The organism is Brevibacterium sp. XM4083, assembly GCF_006489205.2.
Lineage (GTDB): Bacteria > Actinomycetota > Actinomycetes > Actinomycetales > Brevibacteriaceae > Brevibacterium.
Genome location: NZ_VFYR02000001.1, coordinates 305,821 through 326,848, shown reverse-complemented (window position 1 = coordinate 326,848; position 21,028 = coordinate 305,821). Strand labels below are relative to the sequence as shown.

Here is a 21,028-nt window from a genome sequence, read left to right as displayed (position 1 = left end):
GCTAGACTCAGGAGCATGTCTGACCTGCCGCCTCATCTGCTCGTCGCCGCGCTCGGCGGCACCATCGCTTCGACCGCTGACGGCAGCGGAGGGGTGGCCCCGGCTCTCAGCGGTGCGGAGATCGCCGCGGCTGCGGGTCTCGATGAGATCTGGCCGGATCTGCGCACGGATTTCACGCAGGTCGCGCAGGTCTCGAGCGCGAACGTCACCCTGGACATGCTCCTCGACGTCGCGCAGCTCGCCCGGGAGACCGAGGCGCACGGCATCGTCCTCACGCAGGGCACGGACACCCTCGAGGAGAGCGCCTTCGCGCTGTCGCTGCTCAATGACTCAGAGGTGCCGATCGCCGTCACCGGTGCGATGCGCAATCCGACCCTGCCCGGTGCCGATGGTCCCGCGAACGTCCGGTCCGCAGCGCTGACGGCGCTGTCCCCGCAGGCGCGGCATCTGCCTGTGACGCTCGTGTTCAATGACGAGATCCACGATCCGCGGCATGTCCGCAAGGCGCACGTGTCGTCGACGGCGGCGTTCTCGTCCGGTCCGGTGCTCGGCGCGATCGGGTGGATCAGTGAGGACGTCGTCCGGGTCCCCCATGCCCCGGCCGTGCTCACCTCGCCGTTCGCCCGGCGGGATCGCCCTGAGGCGATCGCCCCGGTCGCGCTCGTCGAGGTGGGGATGGGTGAGCCCGCGGAGACGTTCGCCCACCTCGCCGAGGCGGGATTCGCCGGCGCGGTCATCGCCGGGGTCGGCGGTGGTCACGTGCCCGAGCATCTCGTGCCCGCGGTCACCGGCCTCGGCGCACAGATGCCCGTCGTCCTCGCCTCCCGACCGGGGGCCGGGGCGAGCCTCACCCGCACATACGGTTACATCGGCGGGGAGATCGGCCTGCTCGAGGCCGGTCTCCTGCCCGCAGGCGTCCTCGATGCGCGGAAGGCCCGGATCGCACTGACCCTGGCGCTGAGCTTCGACGTCGACCCCGCCGAGGTGTTCGCACAGTTCTGATGAGCCTCGGCGTCCTTACGGACTTCTGGTTCCGGCGGTGTCGGCGATGCGCTCCTCGTCCTGACAGCTTCGACCCTCCGTGACGTCCAACGCCGCCGCGTCATCAATGGCCGTTTTCGAAACCGAGCGCCTGAGCAGCTGAACGGGAAAGACGTCGATGTCGTCTCGACCCAACAGTATGCGGGTCTCCTCCATGAGCCCAGATGCGCATCAGCAGATTCCCGTCGGCAGGGTCCATATCGACGAGAATGTCGATGTCACTTCCCTCGACGGCGGTTCCCCGTGCGACTGACCCGAACAACCTCGGATTCGTCGCAGAAAACTTCGTCAGCAGCTGCTCGAACTCCTGACGTTTCACGTCGATCAGCTCGCGCAGGGCAAGCGATTCGGGTGTCACGGCGTTCGTCGACATGCACCCAGGAAACCGGGCACGACCGGACTGATCGACGAAATCGGCCGCCTCATCCGGCCGCCAGGAACCGAACCGCGCCGACGATCAGGACCGCTCACACCTCCGCCACCAGCCGGCAGAGAAGGAGTGGCCCCGAGCCCGGAGGCTCGGAACGACGAGCCCCTACTCCCGCTCCCCCACGGCGACGACCATCTTGCCGAAGTTGCCGCCGGTGAGGAGTTCGTTGAAGTACTCGGGCGCCCGGTCGAGACCGGATCGGATGTCCTCCCGGTAGCGGATCCTGCCCTCCTGGATCCATGTGCTCATGTCGTGGAGGAACTGCTCGCCGAGGCGGTCGACGAACTCCGACTGGATGAACCCGCGGAAGGTCAGCGACTTCCGCAGGATCGCACTCATGAGCAGACCCGTGCGATCGGGCCCCGGCGGGAGCTCGGTGAGGTTGTAGGAGGAGACGAGACCGCACACCGGCACGCGCGCGAAGGGGTTGAGCAGCGGCACGACCGCTTCGAGGACCTTCCCGCCGACGTTCTCGAAGTAGACGTCGATGCCCTGGGGCACCGCCTCGGCGAGTTCCTCCTTGAAGTTCGGGGAACGGTGGTCGAGGACGATGTCGAAGCCGAGCTCCTTGAGGTGGTTGACCTTCGCAGGCCCGCCGGCGATGCCGACCGCGGTGGCCCCGACGATCTTCGCAATCTGCCCGACGACCGACCCGACGGGTCCGGTCGCGGCGGCCACGGCTACGGTCTCGCCGGGCTTCGGCATCCCGATCTCGAGAAGCCCCGCGTATGCGGTGAACCCGGGCATGCCGAGCACCCCCAGGGCGGTGCTGATCGGCGCGATCTCAGGGTCGATCCTGCGCAGCTGCGACGCCGGCTCGATCGAGTACTCCTGCCATCCGCCGTAGCCGAGGACGATGTCACCGGGTTCGAAGTCCGGCGACTGCGACTCGACGACCTCGGAGACCGTCGCCCCGACCATCACCTCGCCGAGCTCGACGGGCTTCGCGTACGACTTCGCATCCGACATCCGTCCGCGCATGTACGGATCGAGCGAGAGATAGAGGGTCCGCAGCAGCACCTCGCCGTCGCCGGGAGACTCGACCGGCACCTCGTCGTGGAGGAAGTCCTCGGCCGTCGGGGCGCCCACGGGGCGGGAATTGAGGCGGATGCGGTGGTTCGTCGCCATGTCAGTTCAGTCCTCTCATCTGCTGTCCGGTCTCCTGTAACAACCGCTGGGGATACGCTGATGTTCCCGCTGACCAGGAGAAATTGTGCTCGCCGAGGCGGTGGTGCGGTCCGCAGTCTCCCTCGCCGAGGCGGTGGTGCGGTCCGCATCCGGCCCGGCCGCAGTGCGTGTGGCGGAGTCGTCGACTGTCGCAAGCCCCAGTCGCAGTCTCGCCTCCGGTTCGTGCGGACCGAACCCCGCGAGGTCGAGGGCCACATCCTCCCATCGGGGATCGAAGGCCCACCGGAACTCCTCGAGACGATCGAGGATGAGCGCCCCGTTGGCCCGGACGGTGTCCGACCACTGACGCGGCCAGTATCCGTACGCACCCGCCGCCGCGATCTCGTGGACATCCTTGAACACCGCGCCTCGGGCGCTGAGGCTGCCGTCGGGCCGGTGGAGGGGCTCATCGGCGAGCGGGAACGTGATGTCGAGGATGAGATCGCACGTGTAGACCGCCTCGGCGGTGCGTCGGTGGGTCGTCTCGAGATTGACGTACCACTCGACGCGGACCGACTCGGCCGACGAATCCTCCGCAGCCGATGACACGGTGGGGGCCGGTTTGACGAGCACCCACACGGAGAAGGGAGCGTTCGGCGGGGCGAGCTTGAGCACGCCGTGGCCCTGCCAGCGGGCGGGGACCATGATCCGCTCGGGGGCCTTCCCGCGGGGACGGAAGCGGACGTCGAGCGGGACGTCGTGGGCGCTCATGCCCTCCCACCCGACGAGACCAGTGTCGACGACCTCGGTGCCGCCGGGCATCCACAGCACCGCACCGTTCGGGCCGTCGTCGATGACGCGCATCGGCCGGCGCACCTCGACATGGTCGAGGTCGTAGTCGAAGCGCCTGTAGGTCCAGGTCACCGCCTGACCCGGAGTCCAGAACGGAGGCTCGCCGAGGCGCGTGGCAGCCGCGGGGACCGGGATCTCGAACGGGTCGCTGAACTCCATGATCGCAGTCTAGGGTGGCTCACTGCGCGCACCCTGGGGATGGGATTCGGCCGTCTGCGCGCCGCGTCAGTGCTGCACAGTGTCGGTCCCACGCCGCGTCAGTCCCGCGCCGCGTCAGTCCCGCGCCGCGTCAGTCCCGCGCCGAGTCAGGGCTGCACGGAGTCGGTCCCGCGTCGCGTCAGTGCTGCGCAGTGTCGGTACCCCGCCGCGTCGGTACCGCTGGGTAAGGTGGGGACATGATCGCACCACCCCGCAGCGACGCGGAGATCCCGACCTACGTCGAGGCGCTCGGGCTGCCTGGGCTCGCCGACATCCATGTGCACTTCCTCCCGCAGAACGTCCTCGACAAGGTGTGGTCGTACTTCGACGACGCCGAGGCGAACTACGGCCGGCCGTGGCCGATCCACTACCGCTATGACACCGACACCCGCCTGCGGATCCTCCGCGAGCTCGGCCTCCAGGCGATTCCCGCGCTCACGTACCCGCACCGACCGGGCATGGCCGCATGGCTCAACGACTGGAACCGTGACTTCGCCGCCGACCACCCGGACGTCATCCACTGCGCGACCCTCTTCGCCGAGCCCGAATCCGCCGACTACGTCCCCGCCGCCCTCGCATCCGGGGCCCGCCTGTTCAAGGTCCACGTCCAGGTCGGCGGGTTCGCCCCCGATGATCGGGTCCTCGATCCCGCATGGGCGGCACTGTCCGAGGCGCAGGTGCCCATCGTCATCCACGCCGGTTCCGCACCGCTGCCGGGCACCTTCACCGGCCCCGAGGCGATCGCGCGAGTGCTCGAGCGCTTCCCCGCGCTCAACTTCGTCATCGCCCACATGGGCATGCCCGAATACGAGGCGTTCGCGGGTCTCGCGGAGGCCTACAGCGGCGTCCATCTCGACACGACGATGTACGTGTCCGGGTTCTTCTCCTCCCCCGCCGAGGTGACCCCCGCCTTCCGCGAGCGCCTGATCTCCCTGCAGGACAAGATCGTCCTCGGCTCGGACTTCCCGAACATCCCCTACCCGTACGCGGATCAGCTCTCCGGGCTCGCCGGCCTCGAGCTCGGCGACGAGTGGATGCGCGCGGTGCTCTGGGACAACGGCGCGCACCTGCTCGGGCTGAGCGGAAGGGAGGCCTCCCTCGCCTGACCGCCCTCACCATCGCTGCCGACGGTGAGGGTCGGGCTCACGGCCGATCTCACCCCTCGCGCGGCACGCGGTCGGCTCCGACGACTCCGCGCAGCAGGTCCTCGTCGATGGGGGCCCCGCGCCGGATGACGCTGATCTGGCCGGTGGGTTCGAGGATGACGCACGCGACTTCGGACAGCTGCCTGATCCCTGCCAGTCGCAGCTTCGAGATCACCTCGGCGCGATCGACGTGCGCCCTGGCCATGGTGTCGGCCAGGAACTCGCCGCCGGCCATGAGCACGACCGCGGGACTGTTGACGACGCCGTCGATCCGGGCATACCGACGCGCCTGGCCGGTGAGCGCCTGGAGGATGAGCAGGGTCCCGATCGCGAGCACTCCGGCGGCGAGCGTCGGAGTGTCCCCGAGGATGGCCCGGCCGACGATCGCCCCGAGGGCGATGATCGCGGCGAGGTCGAAGCTCGAGAGGTTCGCCAGCGCCCTCTGCCCGACGATCCGGACGAGGACGATGATCCCGAGGTAGAAGACGATGCAGGAGACGACGATGCGGACGGCGTCGACGCCGTCGAGTCCGAATTCCATCCAGTCCATCGCGTGCTCCCTCCCTGCGCGATCCTACTCGGGAGAGGACCGGGCGGACGCGATGAGGTCAGAGGAGCTCGGCCGTCCTCACCGGGTCGCCAGCCACTCGTCGACGGTCACCGCCGACAGCCTCGGCGCGGGCGGGATGAGTCCGTCACCGGAGCTGGGCCCGGGCACCGGGATGGGCACGACTCGCCGCGGGCGGCGACCGGCGGCGTCGACACGGGCGATCTTCGCAGCGATCGCGGCGAGGTCGCTGATCTCCGGACCGGCGACCTCGACTGTGCCGCGCTCACCGGCGTCGATCGCCTCGGCCATCAGCCGGGCGGCTTCGTCGGCGGACAGCGCCCGCACCCGCATCTTCGGGGCGAAGATCACCCGACCGACGCTCACCGAGGTCGTCTCCGCGAGCTCGTACCACTGGGCGGACCGGAACATGAGCAGCTGGTCGGCGGGCACGAGCCGGCGGTACACGCGTTCCTGCAGGTCCTTGCCCTGGTAATAGGCGAAGAGCCTCGACTCGGCGACCTCCGGACGGAACGCGATCGACAGACACACCATCGCCGCGCCGGGATTCTCGGCTGCGGCCAACGCGATCGAGCGGGCGCTGCGGGAGAAGAAGTCGAGAGCCCGGTGGCGGTTGTTCGTCATGAGGTTGACGCAGTCGACGAGGACATCGCTGCCGACGGCCGCCTCAGTGACGCCCTCACCGGTGTACGTGTCGACGCCGATGCCGCGGTGTGCGGCGATGACCGAGTGCCCCAGCGCCCGCAGTCGGGTGACGAGGCGAGCGCCGAACGTGCCGGTGGCTCCGTAGACCGTGACCTGCATGTGACTGCCCTTCCGCACTGCCGCGCTCCTGACCCCCCGGGACTGATCGCGTGGACTCGTCGGACTCGCTCCGATGCTCGAGCCCCTAGTTCTGATCGATCGACACCGCTCCGGTGTCCGTGGTCACCGAGACCGGGATGATCGCCTTGCCTTCGGCTTCCTTCGAGTCCTTCCCCGACTTGTACTTCTCGAGGTCCTTCGCCAGGTCGACCTGTCCCTGGTCGGACTTCGCATCGATGCGGTAGAAGAGGTCCTTGACCTCGGCGTCGTCACCGTCGTTCGCGGTCGCCGCGGTCATGTTGTCCTTGACGAGTTCGAGGCGCGGCAGCTGGAGGTCGACGGTGCCCTCGTCAGCGCTGAGACTGATCCCGGCGGTGGGCACCATGTCGTTGGAGAGGTCGAAGTCGATCGTGCCCGTCGTCGTCTGGACGTCGAGGCGATCGCGCACCCGCAGGTCGGTGCCGTCGATGGTGCCGACCTCGGACTTGGCCTCGATCGTGCCGAACGTGCCTCGGAACTCCGTCTGACCCCACTGCGTCGACGTCTGCACGCGGTCGAAGGTGCCGTTGAGGTCGATCGATCCGGCGTCGGCGTTGGCCTTGACCTCGTTGAACTCGCCGGTGACGCCGACCTCGCCGAGACCGCCTGCGAAGTCGATGTTCGTGTCCTTCGACGTCGCCCGCGGCACGGTGAGTTCGAGCTTGGCGTTCTCGAACGTCGGTTTGTCCTCGATCGAGATGACCGACGCGCCGTCGATCTCGTCGACCCGCAGCTGGGGCACGTTGTCACGGGGGCCGGTGCCGGTGAGCGTGACCGCGGGAGCGGCGACGTCGTCGGTCCGCACGCTGATCGACGCACCCGTGTCGAGGTCGAAGCGGAAGTCGGTCGTCTCCGCGGGCAGATCCTGGCTCGACTCGACCTTCGTGTAGTCGAGCCGTGACGCACCGTAGGCGACGCTGGCGACGATGGGAATGAGGAGGGCGATGACGGCCGCGATGATGAGGACCGCGCGCAGGCCCGAACGGGCTGAGGGGCTGACGAGGACGGTGGCTGGCATTCTAGGCTCCGAGGAATGTGAGGACGGCGAGGACCCGGCGGTTGTCCGAGGTGTCCGCGGTGAGTCCGAACTTGGTGAAGATCGAGCTGATGTGCTTCTCGACGGCGCCTGCGCTGAGGAAGAGGGTGCCGGCGATCGCAGCGTTCGACTTGCCCTCGGCCATGAGCTGGAGGACTTCGAGTTCGCGGGGGCTCAAGGTGGAGAGCCCATCGGTCTTGCGGGTGCGCACGAGGATCTGGGAGACGACCTCGGGGTCGAGCACGGTGCCGCCGGAGGCGACTTCGTCGACGGCGCCGAGGAAGTCCTCGACGTCGGCGACCCGGTCCTTGAGCAGGTAGCCGAAGCCGCCGGTGTTCTCGGCGATGAGCTCGGACGCGTACTGCTCCTCGACGTACTGGCTGAAGACGAGGACCTTGACGTCGGGGTTCTGCTTGCGGATGAGGACGGCGGCGCGGATGCCCTCGTCGGTGAACGTCGGGGGCATGCGCACGTCGATGACAGCGAGGTCGGGCGGTGTCGTGTTGACGGCGGCGAGGAGTTCGTTCGCGTCGGCGACCGCCGCGATGACATCGTGTCCGGCGTCGACGAGGAGTCGTTCGAGTCCGGCCCTGAGGATGGCTGAGTCTTCGGCGATCACGATGCGCATGGCACCTCCACAACGATGGTAGTCGGCCCACCTGCGGGGCTGGTCAGGTTCAGTGTGCCACGGGCGGCTTCGACGCGGTCGACGAGACCGGCGATGCCCGTGTGCCGACCGGAGCGGTCGACCCGCGCCCCGCCGTGGCCGTTGTCGGTGACGACGATCTGCACCCCGGATTCGGTGGGGGTGATGAGGACCTTCGCGGCGGTGGCGCCGGAGTGCTTGGCGATGTTCGTCAGGCATTCGGCGACGACGAAGTACGCGACGGCTTCGGCTTCGCGTTCGATGCGCCCGCCGAGGCGGACGTCGACGTCGACGGGAATCGGTGAGCGTCCGGCGAGCGCGGAGACGGCGGCGTCGAGTCCGCGGTCGGTGAGCACCGCCGGGTGGATGCCGCGGGCGAGCTGCCGGAGCTCGCCGACGATTCCCTTCGCCTCGGCGTGGGCTTCGGAGATGAGCTCCTTGGCGCGTTCGGGGTCGGAGTCGATCTTCGACTTCGCCAGGCCCAGGGTCATCGTCAGGGCGACGAGGCGGGGCTGGGCTCCGTCGTGGAGGTCGCGTTCGATGCGGAGTCGTTCGGCCGACGCGGCGTCGATTCCGGCCATGCGCGCCCGGTCGAGTTCCGTGACTTCGGCCTGCAGCGCCGCGGTCCGCGCCGGCGGGAGCAGGCTGCGGTCGAGCGCGCGGTCGAGGTAGGGGGTGAACCAGAGGATCGCGAGCGAGGAGGCGAGGACGATGAGTGCGCCGATCGCCAGGCCGATGCGTCCGAGTCCGCCGGTGGGGCCGCCGAGGAAGAAGGTGCTGACACCGTCGGGATTGATCGCGGCGAAGACCGCGGTGATCGAGGCCGAGATGCCGGCGAAGGTGCCGCCGACGACGACGAGTCCGAGGAGCATCTTGATGTAGTGGTGAGCCGTCGAGCGCCAGAACGATCCGGAGGACACGAGCAGCCAGCGATTGTGGAGGAAGCGGGCGAAACCGGATTCGCGATCGCTGCGGGGAATGCTTGGAACGGGGATCCGGTCGCCGTAGACGAGTTCCGCGCGGTAGCGTTCGAAGACGTTGGCGACCTGTTGGACGAGGACCCACGCGACGAGCGCGAGCACCCCGAGTCCGAGCGCGAAGATGCCGCCGATGCCGGTGAAGAGAAGGCCGAGCGGGATCCACGCCCAGACGACAGCCATGACGGCGGCGAGGATGACGTTGGCGACGCCGACGATTCCCACGGGCCGCTTGGGCCATTCGACGGGCCCGTCTGCCGGGATCTCCGTGACATCAGTGCGAGTCAGCGGCATCGACCCGGTGACCGGCACGGAGGTCAGCGGTTCGGTGCGCGGTTTCCTGCGCCGAGGCGGCCGCTGGGGCTGCATCGCCTGCTGTGCTCCCGGCAGCGGCTGGGCATGGTGCGGGTAACGGGCGGCCTGCCGGGGATCGTGCGGCTGCGGCGACAGCGGCTGGTGAGGTCCCGGACGGTGGGACTGCGCACCGGCAGGCGGTGCCCCGGTGGGAACGTGCTGGGCCTGCGGTTCAGCTGGTCGAGGTTGGTGCGGGAGAGGCTGCGCAACCCGCGGCGGAAGCGGCTGGGCGCGTCGGCCGTGGTCGCCGTTTTGTCCGACGGGGGCCTCATGTCTGCCGAGGGACGGGTCGGTCGCGGCGACCGTCGGGAGGTGATGCGTCTGCGCCGGAGTCCCGAAGACCTGCGTCGGCGGATACTCTGCCGTCGGCAGCTGAGGCTGCGGGAACTGATCTGCCGCCTGCGGGGGCTCCGCCTGTGGGTGCTCTGCTGTCGGTCGCGGGTGGCTGCCGGGCATCTGCTCCTGCGCATAGACCCGAGTGTGCGGGTACTGCCGAGTGTGTCCGTCCGTCGCGGTCGGCGTCGAGAACGGAACGTCGAGGTCGAGCGGGGCGGTGCGGAACTGTCCGGCTTCGGTGGCCAGGGGACTCTGGTCGTGTGGTGCGGGTGCCGGGGCGCCCGCCGGCGGGTGCGCCGCTGCGTCGCTGCCGCCGGTGCGCTGGTCCTCAGCGCGGTCGGGGCCGGTCGGCTCCGAGTCCTGCGGGTGCTCGGGGGTCTTCTCACTCATACCGAATACGCTACGCGTCGCCGGTATCGGGCAACAGCAAGGTGACCGCCGAGACCACCTCGGGTTTTCCCCCGGCCGAGGTCCGCCGTCGACCGCGGACTTCTGCATCTCAGCCGCCGCGGACGGACCCGATTCCCCGTCACGTGAGGACACCCCAGGACGTTCTGGTCTGATTCCGCCGCGCAGAAACTGTCCAGAACGACCTCAGCTCGGCTGCCACCAGCGGGCAACCAGCCCAGCACTCCCGGTCGCCCCGCACACTGACGCAGTGGAGCGACATCTACGCGCCGAACCGACACTTCCGGTGCCCCGCCCTGCGCACTGACGCGGTGAACCGACATCGACGCGCCGAACCGACAGCTACGCACCGAACCGACGCTTCCAGTGCCCCGCGCCGCCGTTCTCCGGACGCAGAGTGTCGATCATCGAGTCCGAAATCGACACTCCGCGTCCGGAACTCCGGCCCAGGTGTTGGGGGCATGCTCCTTGCGAGCGCGACCCGGTGGCATCCCGATGGTGCACTGGACACCTGAACCTGCCCACGCAATTCCCTGCCCATTGCGTCCTGAAGGCGGAAGCCCTCACGTCTCTCACAGCGAAACGCCCCGTCGGGTGAGCGCTGTCGCCTGCCTGTGCAGAAGCAGGAGACAGCGCTCACCCGACGGGGCGCGCTGCGATGCCGACCGTCAGGCGCTCAGCGGGCCACCGTTCGGACTGCGCCGCCGCATCCTCATTGTGGGGCCCAGGGAAGCGGGTCACCGGCATACTTCGCCGCGCGCACATCGCCGGATCGCGCATGTCCTTCGAACGATTCGACACGAGCAGCACGTCCGAGCAGCCGGCCGAGTTCGGCGCTCGACGTCTCGTCCCTGACCTCCTGATAGGTCACCGTCTTGAGGTACTTGCCCACCCACAGGCCACCCGTGTAGCGGGACGCCTTCCGCGTCGGCAGGGTGTGGTTCGTGCCGATGACCTTATCGCCGTACGACACGCAGGTGCCCTCGCCGAGGAAGAGCGCACCGTAGTTCGTCATCGCCTCCAAAGCCTCGCGCGGCTCTGCGGTGAGCACCTGAACGTGTTCATACGCGTACTCGTCGGCCAGTGCATACGCTTCGTCGAGGTCGTCGACGACGACGATCTCGCCGTGATCGCGCCAGGCCGGTTCGGCGAAATCCCGCGTCGGCATTCCCGGGAGCAGCTTCTCGATGTGGGCGGCGACCTCATCGGCCAATGTCGCCGAGGTGGTGATGAGCACGGCAGGCGAGTCCGGACCGTGCTCGGCCTGGCTGAGCAGGTCGACTGCGACGATGAAGGGGTCGGCCTGGGCATCGGCGATGATGAGCACCTCGGTGGGACCCGCGAACAGGTCGATTCCCACTTCGCCGAAGAGCTGCCGCTTGGCCTCGGCGACGAACGCATTACCCGGGCCGGCAATGAGATCGACCTGACCGATCGACTCGGTGCCCACCGCCATCGCGGCGACTGCCTGGGTTCCACCGAGAAGGAAGATCTCGTCGGCACCTGCCAGGTGCAGCGCCGCGATCGTCGCAGCCGGAATCTCCCCCCTGATCGGAGGGGTGCATGCTGTCACGCGTTCGACGCCGGCGACCTTGGCGGTGGCCACCGTCATGTGCGCCGATGCCACAAGCGGGTAGCGACCTCCCGGCACATAGGCGCCGACCGCTTTGACCGGGATGTTCTTCTGTCCCAGGAAGACCCCGGGCTCGGTTTCGGCCTCGAAGTCCTGAAGAGAGTCGAGCTGGCGGCGGGCGAATCCGCGGACACGCTCCTGCACAGCCTTGATGTCCTCGATCGCCTGCTCCGGCACTGTCGCGATGATCTCGTCGATCTGCTCCTGAGAGAGTCGGAAGCTCTCCGGCGACCATTTGTCGAATTTCTCCGAGTACTCCCTGACCGCGGCATCTCCGCGCTCTCGCACATCGGCGATGACGTCGGTGACGACCGTCTTCACGGTCGCGGCTCGGTCGGTATCGGCTTGGGTGGGCTGTGACTGCTTGACGTAGGTCGCCATTGTCTTGTCTCCTTCGACGGGTACGATTAGCATGTTGTGCATACGTATACATTGCAAGGGAGGCGGACTCGCGAATGTCCCGGACGATCACCAGCTTCGATGTCGCACGCCTGGCCGGAGTGTCACAGGCGACCGTCTCGCGTGCGCTGCGCAATCTTCCCAACATCTCTCCGGCCACCCGCGAGAAGGTCGCGAGAGCTGCGGCCGAACTCAACTACGTCCCCCACGGTTCGGCGCGATCCCTGTCGACGAGGATCACCAGCCGCGTGGCGATCGTCTCCGAGGAGCTCACCAACCCCTTCTATCCCGCGCTCGTCGAACCGCTGCGCCAGCACCTCAGCGACAACGGCTACCGGACGATGCTCGTCACCGACGACGAGGACGACGCGCTGACGGCGAGCAATCTCACCGATGGATCCTGCGACGGGGTGATCATCACGACGGCGGCCCGCAACTCCCGACTGCCCGACGCCCTGCGCGCGGCCGGACTGCCGTGCGTGCTCGTCAACCGCACAACCGACTCGGACCGCGATGTCGCCTGCCAGTTCGCGAATGCGGCGGGTGCCGGCCATGTGGCCGAACTCCTCACCGAACTCGGGCACGAGCACATCGGGCTGATCAACGGACCCGAGACGATCTCGACGAGCGCGGAGCGTGAGCGCGGGCTCAAGGACGCTCTCGAACAAGCCGGGCGATGGCTGCCGAGCAGGCTCATCCGCCACGGAGACTTCACTGCTGAAGCCGGTCGACGCGGAGCTCTCGACCTGCTGGACGCGCCGGTGCGGCCCACCGCTCTCGTGTGCGGCAACGACTACATCGCCATCGGTGCCCTCAACGCCGCGAAGGAGCTCGGCCTCTCCGTGCCCGAGGACCTGACAGTGATCGGCTTCGATGACGTCGCCATGGCGTCATGGGAGCTCATCGACCTGACCACGGTCCACTGCGACCTCTCCGCCCTCGCCTGGGACGCCGTCGACTCTCTGCTCAGACTCATCGGCGACCGCCCGGCGGACTGCCTGCGCGTCACCGCTGTCGACCTCGTGCTCCGCGGCACCCATGCCGCCCCGCGCCGCGGCTAGGCGCGGACCGAGCTTCGGCATTTCATTTCATACGTATGCACAATACGCTGTCTCCAGCTAGTCAAAGGAGACGGAAATGAAGAGCCCTGCCACACCCACCGCGCAGAAGCGAGCAGTGCGATCACTGCAGTCCGGCACCATCGGCGCCATCGTCGAATGGTACGAATACACGATCTACGGCACATCGGCTGCCCTCGTGTTCGGAACCCTGTTCTTCCCCGAGCTCGCTCCCGGGGTCGGACAGATCGTCGCTTTGGCATCATTCGGCGTCGGATTCCTCGCCAGGCCACTGGGAGCGTTCGTCGCCGGCCACCTCGGTGACAGGATCGGCCGCAAGTCGACCCTCATCCTCACGTTCTCGATCATGACGGCCGCGACGGCTCTCATCGGCTTCCTGCCGACCTATGCCCAGATCGGAATCGCGGCCCCGATCCTGCTCACCGTCCTCCGGCTCGCCCAGGGCTTCGCCGTCGGCGGCGAGTGGGGCGGCGCCGCGATCATCGCGGTGGAGAACGCCCCGCGCGGCAAGCGCGGCTTCTTCGGCTCGTGGCCGCAGATCGGCGTGTCGGCGGGACTCCTCCTCGGCACCGCCGCAGTCTCGTTCTCGGCCTGGATCTCCGGCGACGCCTTCGAAAGCTGGGGATGGAGGCTTCCGTTCCTGTTGAGCATCATCCTCGCCGGCGTCGGTTTCTACATCCGCCTGCGGGCCTCGGAGAGCCCGGCATTCCTCGAAGAGAAGGCCCGCCAGGAAGCAAGCCAGGAAGAGCAGAAGGCGCCGTTGGCAGTGCTCTTCAGGTACCACCGGAAGCCGCTCCTCATTGCGATCTTCGGACGCTTCGCCGAAGCGGGCAACTACTATCTCTTCACCGTCTTCGTCCTCAGCTATGTCACGACGAACCTCGGGATCGACAGCAATGTCGGGCTGACCGCGTCGATGATCGGGGCCGCTCTCAACATCGCCGTCATCCCTCTCTACGGCGCGCTCTCGGATCGCATCGGGCGTCCGAAGACCTTCCTCATCGGCGGCGCGCTCATCATTCTCACCACCATTCCGATCTTCCTGCTGGTGCAGACCGGCACAGTCTGGGGCGTCGTCGTCGGCGTCTCGCTCTTCCTCGGACTCGGCCACGGCATGGTCTACGCTCCGATGCCGGCGATGTACTGCGAACTGTTCCCGACCGCGGTGCGCTACTCCGGCATCTCGGTCGGCTACCAGATGGCCTCGATCCTCCTCGCGAGCTTCACTCCGGCACTCGCTGCAGCGATGGTGCTCTGGAGCGGCGGCAGCCTCTGGCCGGTCATGGCGTTCGCGATCGTGTGCACGGCCATAGCGATGATCGCCATCCGCTTCGCCCCTGACCGCCGGGCCCTCGAACTCAACGAGATCCCCTGAACCTGGACCTCGGAGGCCGAGAACACCTTCAGGGCGCTGCGGCAGCTCACCCCTCCCGCAGCGCCCGGCCCGTCGCGGTGTCGCCGATTCCCGCGGTCGGCCCGGAATAGAGCACCTGCCCGCCGTGCCGGCCGGGCCCCGGCCCCAGGTCGATGAGCCAGTCGGCGGTGCGGATGACGTCGAGGTTGTGCTCGATGACGACGACGGTGTGCCCGTCGCCGAGGAGGTCATCGAGCACCGCACTCAGCCGAGCGATGTCGCTAATGTGGAGACCGGTCGTCGGCTCGTCGAGGAGGTAGATGCTCGGCTCGGTCGCGTCCCGCAGCTCCTTCGCGATCTTCACCCGTTGGGCTTCTCCGCCCGAGAGTGTGTTGAGCGGCTGCCCGAGCCGCAGGTACCCCAGCCCGACGCGGTCGAGGTGGACGAGGCGCGCGCGGATCGTCGGCTCGTCGAGACGGGCGAGCGCCTCGGTGACGGTGAGATGTTCGACATCGGCGATGGTGAGACCGTCCGCGGTGTGGGCGAGCGCCTCCGCGGTGAATCTCGTGCCGCGGCAGGTCGGGCACGTCGTCTCCTGGCCGTCCATGAATGCGAGGTCCGTGTAGATGATCCCCAGCCCCCGGCAGACCGGGCACCCGCCCTCGGAGTTCGCGCTGAACAGTCCTTCGGGCGCCCCGGTGAGCTTCGCGAAGCGCCGGCGGATGGCCGCGGCGATCCCCGTGTACGTGATCGGCGTCGATCTCCTGTTCGCCGACACCGGCTTCTGGTCGATCGTGATCGCCTCGTGCTGCGCGACGAGCTCACTCGCCAGGCTCGACTTCCCCGAACCTGCCACCCCGGTGAGGACGGTGAGCACGCCGCGGGGAATGTCGACGGTGATGTCGCCGAGGTTGTTCGTCGTCGCATTCGCGATCCGCACCCAGCCGTCCGGCGAGCGCGGGTGCCGCTGCTCTTCCCGTCCCGTCGCGAGGGCCCGGCCCGTGGGACCGTCCGAATCGAGCAGACCGTCGAAGGTGCCCTGGAAGACGAGTCGACCGCCCGCGCTCCCGGGACCAGGTCCGATCTCGATGACCTCGTCGGCTTGCGCCATCACCGCGGGGTCGTGTTCGACGACGAGGACGGTGTTCCCCCGGTCCCGCAGCTGTCCGAGCAGGTCGACCATCGCAGTGACATCATGCGGGTGGAGGCCGACGGTCGGTTCGTCGAATACGTAGAGCATCTCGATGAGACTCGAGCCCAGATGCCTGACGGCCTTGATGCGCTGTGACTCCCCGCCCGAGAGCGACCCGGTCGCCCGTGCGAGGTGGAGATAGCCGAGCCCGATCGTCTCCATCGCCGCCAGGCGATCGCACAGTGCCGTGACGACACTGCTCACCTCCGGGCGATCCATCCCCCGCACGATGTCCCGCAGCTCTGGGATCTCAAGCCGCGCGAGCTCTGCGATCGTGTGCCCGTCGACGGTGGCGGTGCGGGCGGCTTCGTGGAGTCGCTCCCCGCCGCAGTCGGGGCACAGAGCCGAATGCGTGAACTCGGCGATCGTCTTCCGCTTCCTCTCCGAGAGCGTGTCCGAAGTGCGCAGGTAGATCCGTTCGAAGCGCTCGACGACTCCCTCGTAGTCCTTCGGGACAGCGGCGATCACCGAGGCGATGTGGTCCCCGCCGTAGAGCAGGGCGTCGATGTGCTCCTGCGGCCAGTCACGCAGAGGCCGGTCGACGGCGAAGGCCCCGATCTCAGCGTACTTCCGGTACCAGTGCTGCCCCTCGCCGAAGCCGGGCAGTGCGATCGCTCCGTCCGCCAGGCTGCGATCGCAATCGAGGAACGATCCGACGTCGGGAACGACGACCTCGCCGATCCCCGAACAGGTGGGGCACATCCCGGCCGGATCGTTGAAGGAGAACGCCGAGGACTCCCCGACGTGCGGAACGCTGAGTCTGGAGAAGAGGAGCCGCAGATACGTCCACGTGTCGGTGATCGTCCCGACTGTCGACCGCGCATTCCCACCGAGGCGGCGCTGATCGATGACGATGACCGGCGACAGACCGTCGATGCCGCCGACCGCCGGTCGGGTCCATTTCGGAAGCCGATTGCGGGTGAAGGGCGGGAACGTCTCATTGAGCTCGGCGCCCGCCTCGGCGGCGATCGTGTCGAAGACCAGGGAGGACTTCCCCGACCCGGAGACACCGGCGATGACAACGAGGCGTCCACGCCGGATGTCGAGATCGAGGTGGTCGAGGTTGTTGGTCACGGCGTCACGGATGCGGATCGTCTGTTCGCTCATGATCGCGAGGCTACGGGCAGATCCGGCCGGTATCTGACCTCAATTCGTGCGATCATCGGGTCATGGCCGATGTCACCCGCCGGATGCTCGATCTGCTCACCCTGCTGCAGACGAAGCGCCGGTTCACGGGCGCTGAGCTCGTCACCCGCCTCGGCGTGAGTGAGCGGACCGTGCGCCGTGACATCGATCGGCTCCGCACCTACGGCTATCCGGTCGAGGCGAGCCCCGGGCCGGGCGGCCACTACGGGCTCACCGCCGGTCGGGCGATTCCGCCGCTGATGTTCGACGATGACGAGGTCGTGGCGATCATGCTCGCGTTGGCGGCGAACGCGAGTGCCGATCCGGGAGACCCCGGCAGTCTCGGCGAGGCGATGACCAGGGCGTACGGCAAACTCGATCAGGTGCTGCCGGCCAGGCTCGCTGTGCGTGCGACGACAGTGCGGTCCAGTCTCGAGGCCGAGGCTCTCCGGGCTCCTGCCGTCGGCATCGCCGATGCCATGGCCATCGCGTCCGCTATCCACGACCGCAGGGAACTCACGTTCGACTACCGCCGAGGCGAGTCGACGACCCATCGACGCGTCGAACCGCACCGCCAGGTCCACCATCTGCTGCGCTGGTACCTCGTCGCCTGGGATACCGAGCGCGGAGACTGGCGGGTCTTCCGCGTCGACCGGATGAGTGCGGTGCACGCGCGCACCGCGACGTTCGAGCCGCGTGCCCTGCCGGCACAGACCGCGCTCGATCTCGTCAAGGCCGGGGTGGCGCGAACGCGGCGGCACGCTGTGGTCATCGTCGAGACCTCAGTCGACGACGTCGCGGCGACACTGCCCTTTGAGGCGATGGAGCTCGAAGCGATCGATGAGGCCCGCACGCGCGTGACCTTCCGGTGCGAGGACTGGCATTGGCTGCTCCTCCACCTCAGCCACCTCGACTGTGCATTCACCGTCGAGGAGCCGACCGAATGGGCGGAGGAGATCAGCCGCTTCGCCGCCGCGGTGACGGAATCGCCAGGTCATTCTGGACAGGGACCCGGCTCGAAGATCTGATCAGAGTGACCTGAAGTCCGCCAGCCGAGGTGCCCGGGAGGCTCAGGCGTTCTCCAGGACCGTCACCGAGGCGCGCGTTGTGCTGAGGTCACCGAGAACGCTGCGCCCGACTCCGAGTGCGGCGCCACTCGTCAGTACACCGAGTCCTTCTGATCCGGCACGACGTCGCCGTCGGCGTCTTCGAGGGGCCCCTGAGTGCCGTCGGTTTCGATGCGACCCGTCGTTGAGCACGGGTAGGCGTCCTTCTGCTGCGGTTCGGGAGCGATGAACATCGGATTGACGATCCACTTGCCGTCGGCGTTGGCGTAGGCATTGCACATCAACTCCGTTTTGTTGCGATTGATCGCCAGACGCAGGCCGGTGGCGTCGCCGACGAAGGTGACGTCGGTGTCCGAGTCGCCGGCGGCGAAGACCTGACGCTGCGCCTCGGGGGCCGGCTCGAACGCCTGGGCTGGGGGGATGCCCAACAGCTGTTCATTGATGAAGCAGCGCTTGCCCTCGATGTAGGGCATCGCGGCCGCATCACCGCCGCACGAGGCGAGCGTGCTCGTGAGCTTGCCGCCGTTCTCGAGGGTCTGCACCCCGGTCACCTGATCGGCATCGACCCCGACCTCGGCGGCCCAGATCCTCACGGCCGGCTGCGATGACGCTGAGACGATGCGCACGTCGAAACCGGCGTCCTGCAGGGTGGTGATGAGGTCCTTGATCTGCGGGTAGATGCGCACCCATCCGGTCACCTCGGTGCCGCCGACCTCATTCATCGTGCCCTCGGCGGCATCGAGGTTCTCCTTCTTCGCCGCGGTGACGTATTCGGTCACCTGCTTGGGCGTCAGCCCCTCGAGCAGCTGTGCCGCGAAGGCGTAGGCCGGTTCGATTCGGCGGGCGTCGAACCCCTCAAAGGCAGCGGCCTTGTCCGTCGTCTCCCCCTCGGAGTACACCGAGAGGATCTCTGCGGCGCATTTCACACCGTCCTTCTCGCCGGTCGGCAGCGGGGCGCCCGGGTCGGCGAGGTCACCGCAGACCTCGTTGAGCCTGCCTGTCGCCTCGTCGGTGAGGTAGTCGCTCACCGTCGCCCAGTCCCGGCCCGCAGGCTGGAGCACCTTGCTGTTGCGCAGCATCCAGAACGTCGTCGCATCGCCGATGTCGTTCTTGACCACGGTGTTGTCCCAGTCGAACACCGCCATCGGCTGCGCTCCTCCCTCCGGGGTGGCTCCGTCGCACGTGGCGTTCGCGTCGATCATCTCCTGGAGCCGCTGCGCGTTGTCCCCGTACCACCCGTCGGCGACGGCAAGCCGCCCGCAGCTGCCGTCCGCGGACTCCTCCGGCGCGCTCCCTGCATCGCCTGTGGCACATGCTGAGGCGCCGAGGAGGAGCGCGGCGAGTAGGACGCCTGCGGCCGCACCCCGCTTCGGTCGGACCGTCCTGCGGTCGCTGTCTCTGACTCCGAGGTGCTTGATCGTCGTGCCCATGTTCATCCCCATCGATTCATTGGATCACTTTCAGACCTTTGGCCGGGGATCAATCTAATGGGGCCGCGACGACAGCGTCAAGAGTGTCGTCGGTCCTTCCGCCGCTCCGAGAACACCGCGCAGCACCGACGAGAGCGCATCTCAGACTGCCGGAACCCCGCGACTGCGAGAAGCGGATGCGCTGGTCAGGAGGTGCGTTTCGTCCAGCACCTGTTCGTTTCCGCCCGCAGCTGCACCGGACGGCCGGGCGGCCGAGGACTGCGCAATCTCGTCGCTCGCTGTCTCAGCTGGCGGTCATCGTACCGAGGTGCCGGGGAAGCTCAGGCGTTCTCGAGGACCGTCACCGAGGCGACTCCCGCCTGGGCGTCGGGCGCCGGCTTGGACTCTGGGGCGGCCTGCCCGTCAGGCGCCTCCGGGACCGCCCCGTCAGTCTCGGCTGCACCGATCGCCGCGTTCGTCGCCCCCAGTGCCGCGTCGAGGTCGGCGAGGATGTCCGCAATGTCCTCGATGCCGACGGAGAGGCGGATGAAGCGGCCGGAGATGCTCAGCTCGCAGTCGGCGACGGCGAGGTGCGTCATCGTCGCGGGGTGGTCGATGAGGGATTCGACGCCGCCGAGCGACTCGGCGAGGGTGATGAGCTTCGTGCTCCTCACCAGGGCCAGCGCCCGCTCCTCGGTGTCGGTGGAGAATGAGACGACTCCTCCGAATCCGCTCATCTGCCGCTTCGCGATCTCGTGCCCGGGGTGGGAGGGCAGACCCGGGTAGTAGACCTCGGCGATCTCCGAGCGCGCCTCGAGCCATTCGGCCACAGCCTGGGCATTCGCGCAGTGCGCAGCCATGCGCACCGGCAGCGTCTTGATGCCGCGCCTGGTCAGCCACGCGTCGAACGGAGAGATGCCCAGCCCCACGGATGCGAAGTGACTGGTCAGACGGTCGATCACCTCGGCGGCGCGAGGACAGGTCTGCCCGTCGCCGGCGAGCACGGCCCCGCCGATGACATCGGAATGGCCGTTGATGAACTTCGTCGTCGAATGGATGACGAGGTCGGCGCCGAACTCGATCGGACGCTGGAGGTACGGGGTCGCGAACGTCGAATCGACGGCGAGCAGCGCGTTCGCGGCATGAGCGATGCGCGCGGTCTCGGCGATGTCGATGACGTCGAGGCCGGGGTTGCTCGGGGTCTCCGCCCACACGATCGCCGTGCGGTCGGAGATCGCCGCCGCCAGCGCGCGCGAGTCGGTGAGGTCGACGGTGCGGATGCCGACTCCCCAGCGCGCGTACTCATTGACGAGCAGGCGATACGTTCCGCCGTAGACGTCGCGGGGGATGATGATCTCATCGCCGGGGCTCAGCAGCGCGGAGAACACCGCCACCTCGGCGGAGGTGCCGGAGTTGACGGCCGCCGCATAGGACGCGCCCTCGAGATCGCAGAGCACCTCCTCGAGGTCGCTGCGGTTCGGGGTGCCCGTGCGGGCGTAGTCGAAGCCGGCCCGGGTCTGACCCGGGACGTCCATCTGGAAGGTCGAGGTCTGGAAGATCGGGGCGACGACGGAACCGGTGTGCGATTCCGGGGCGGCGCCTGCGTGCACCGAGCGGGTCGAGACTCCGCTGCGGCCGGTCGAGCTGCGGTCTGATGCGCTCACGGCGTTTCCTTCCTTCTCATGAGACCCTCGACGTCGATGCCGAAGTCCCACCAGTCTGGGGTTGGATCGCGGCGGTGACGGAACCGCGCGTCCCGTGGAGTCACCGAGCGTCATCGGGCCGTCACGGGGTGTCATGATTCGTCATCCGGGGCGCCGGTTGCGCAC

The 21,028-nt window shown here is 68.2% G+C and carries 17 protein-coding genes; 5 read left to right on the top strand and 12 right to left on the bottom strand.

Features of this window, described 5'->3' with window-relative positions; translation table 11 throughout:
* Positions 1-15 precede the first annotated feature (15 nt).
* Complete coding sequence (locus tag FJ887_RS01395; protein WP_137824479.1) at positions 16-1,002, top strand: asparaginase; 987 nt, start codon at positions 16-18, stop codon at positions 1,000-1,002.
* Positions 1,003-1,105: 103 nt separating this feature from the next.
* Here the strand turns inward: FJ887_RS01395 and FJ887_RS01390 are convergent, their stop codons facing one another.
* From FJ887_RS01390 to FJ887_RS01380, 3 genes are all read right to left on the bottom strand, one after another.
* On the bottom strand, positions 1,106-1,414 hold the full coding sequence (locus FJ887_RS01390; protein ID WP_249356550.1) for a nucleotidyltransferase family protein: 309 nt from the start codon (positions 1,412-1,414) through the stop codon (positions 1,106-1,108).
* Between the two features lie 162 nt (positions 1,415-1,576).
* Entirely contained in the window at positions 1,577-2,599 is a 1,023-nt protein-coding gene (gene curA / locus FJ887_RS01385; RefSeq protein WP_137824478.1) for an NADPH-dependent curcumin/dihydrocurcumin reductase, read from the bottom strand.
* 15 nt (positions 2,600-2,614) lie between these two features.
* A complete protein-coding gene (locus FJ887_RS01380) occupies positions 2,615-3,589 on the bottom strand; it encodes a ribonuclease FAU-1 family protein (RefSeq protein ID WP_137824477.1) in 975 nt (324 codons plus the stop codon).
* Between the two features lie 236 nt (positions 3,590-3,825).
* Here FJ887_RS01380 and FJ887_RS01375 point away from each other — a divergent pair, with 236 nt between their 5' ends.
* Positions 3,826-4,734 carry an amidohydrolase family protein gene (locus FJ887_RS01375; protein WP_137824476.1) on the top strand — a complete coding sequence of 303 codons (909 nt, stop codon included), beginning with the start codon at positions 3,826-3,828 and terminating at the stop codon, positions 4,732-4,734.
* Positions 4,735-4,783: 49 nt separating this feature from the next.
* Here the strand turns inward: FJ887_RS01375 and FJ887_RS01370 are convergent, their stop codons facing one another.
* The 6 genes from FJ887_RS01370 to hisD form a co-directional block, all read right to left on the bottom strand.
* The gene (locus tag FJ887_RS01370; RefSeq protein WP_137824475.1) at positions 4,784-5,323 is read right to left on the bottom strand and encodes a DUF421 domain-containing protein; all 540 of its coding nucleotides are present in this window, start codon (positions 5,321-5,323) and stop codon (positions 4,784-4,786) included.
* Between the two features lie 78 nt (positions 5,324-5,401).
* Positions 5,402-6,145, bottom strand: coding sequence for an SDR family oxidoreductase (locus FJ887_RS01365; RefSeq protein ID WP_137824474.1), 744 nt, complete (start codon positions 6,143-6,145; stop codon positions 5,402-5,404).
* Positions 6,146-6,230: 85 nt separating this feature from the next.
* Positions 6,231-7,202 (bottom strand): DUF4097 family beta strand repeat-containing protein, encoded by a 972-nt coding sequence (locus FJ887_RS01360; RefSeq protein WP_137824473.1) that lies wholly within the window; start codon positions 7,200-7,202, stop codon positions 6,231-6,233.
* A gap of 1 nt (position 7,203) precedes the next feature.
* Complete coding sequence (locus tag FJ887_RS01355) at positions 7,204-7,848, bottom strand: response regulator transcription factor (protein WP_137824472.1); 645 nt, start codon at positions 7,846-7,848, stop codon at positions 7,204-7,206.
* The gene (locus tag FJ887_RS01350; RefSeq protein ID WP_137824471.1) at positions 7,836-9,923 is read right to left on the bottom strand and encodes a sensor histidine kinase; all 2,088 of its coding nucleotides are present in this window, start codon (positions 9,921-9,923) and stop codon (positions 7,836-7,838) included. Before FJ887_RS01350 ends, FJ887_RS01355 begins: the two co-directional genes overlap by 13 nt.
* 730 nt (positions 9,924-10,653) lie before the next feature.
* A complete protein-coding gene (gene hisD / locus FJ887_RS01345; RefSeq protein WP_137824470.1) occupies positions 10,654-11,955 on the bottom strand; it encodes a histidinol dehydrogenase in 1,302 nt (433 codons plus the stop codon).
* 74 nt (positions 11,956-12,029) lie between these two features.
* On the opposite strand from hisD, the gene FJ887_RS01340 reads away from it, so the two are divergent.
* Both FJ887_RS01340 and FJ887_RS01335 read left to right on the top strand, forming a co-directional pair.
* The gene (locus FJ887_RS01340; protein ID WP_137824469.1) at positions 12,030-13,034 is read left to right on the top strand and encodes a LacI family DNA-binding transcriptional regulator; all 1,005 of its coding nucleotides are present in this window, start codon (positions 12,030-12,032) and stop codon (positions 13,032-13,034) included.
* A gap of 76 nt (positions 13,035-13,110) precedes the next feature.
* Positions 13,111-14,427, top strand: a complete 1,317-nt coding sequence (locus FJ887_RS01335; protein WP_137824468.1) for an MFS transporter — start codon at positions 13,111-13,113, stop codon at positions 14,425-14,427.
* A 46-nt stretch (positions 14,428-14,473) separates the two neighbouring features.
* Here the strand turns inward: FJ887_RS01335 and FJ887_RS01330 are convergent, their stop codons facing one another.
* A complete protein-coding gene (locus FJ887_RS01330; protein WP_137824467.1) occupies positions 14,474-16,705 on the bottom strand; it encodes an ATP-binding cassette domain-containing protein in 2,232 nt (743 codons plus the stop codon).
* A 62-nt stretch (positions 16,706-16,767) separates the two neighbouring features.
* Between FJ887_RS01330 and FJ887_RS01325 the strand changes: the two genes are divergently transcribed.
* Positions 16,768-17,751, top strand: a complete 984-nt coding sequence (locus tag FJ887_RS01325) for a helix-turn-helix transcriptional regulator (RefSeq protein WP_140954839.1) — start codon at positions 16,768-16,770, stop codon at positions 17,749-17,751.
* Between the two features lie 131 nt (positions 17,752-17,882).
* On the opposite strand, the gene FJ887_RS01320 is transcribed toward FJ887_RS01325, so the two are convergent.
* On the bottom strand, positions 17,883-19,232 hold the full coding sequence (locus FJ887_RS01320) for a haloacid dehalogenase-like hydrolase (protein WP_212743275.1): 1,350 nt from the start codon (positions 19,230-19,232) through the stop codon (positions 17,883-17,885).
* A 308-nt stretch (positions 19,233-19,540) separates the two neighbouring features.
* Positions 19,541-20,863, bottom strand: coding sequence for a trans-sulfuration enzyme family protein (locus tag FJ887_RS01315; protein WP_249356544.1), 1,323 nt, complete (start codon positions 20,861-20,863; stop codon positions 19,541-19,543).
* Positions 20,864-21,028: the final 165 nt, after the last annotated feature.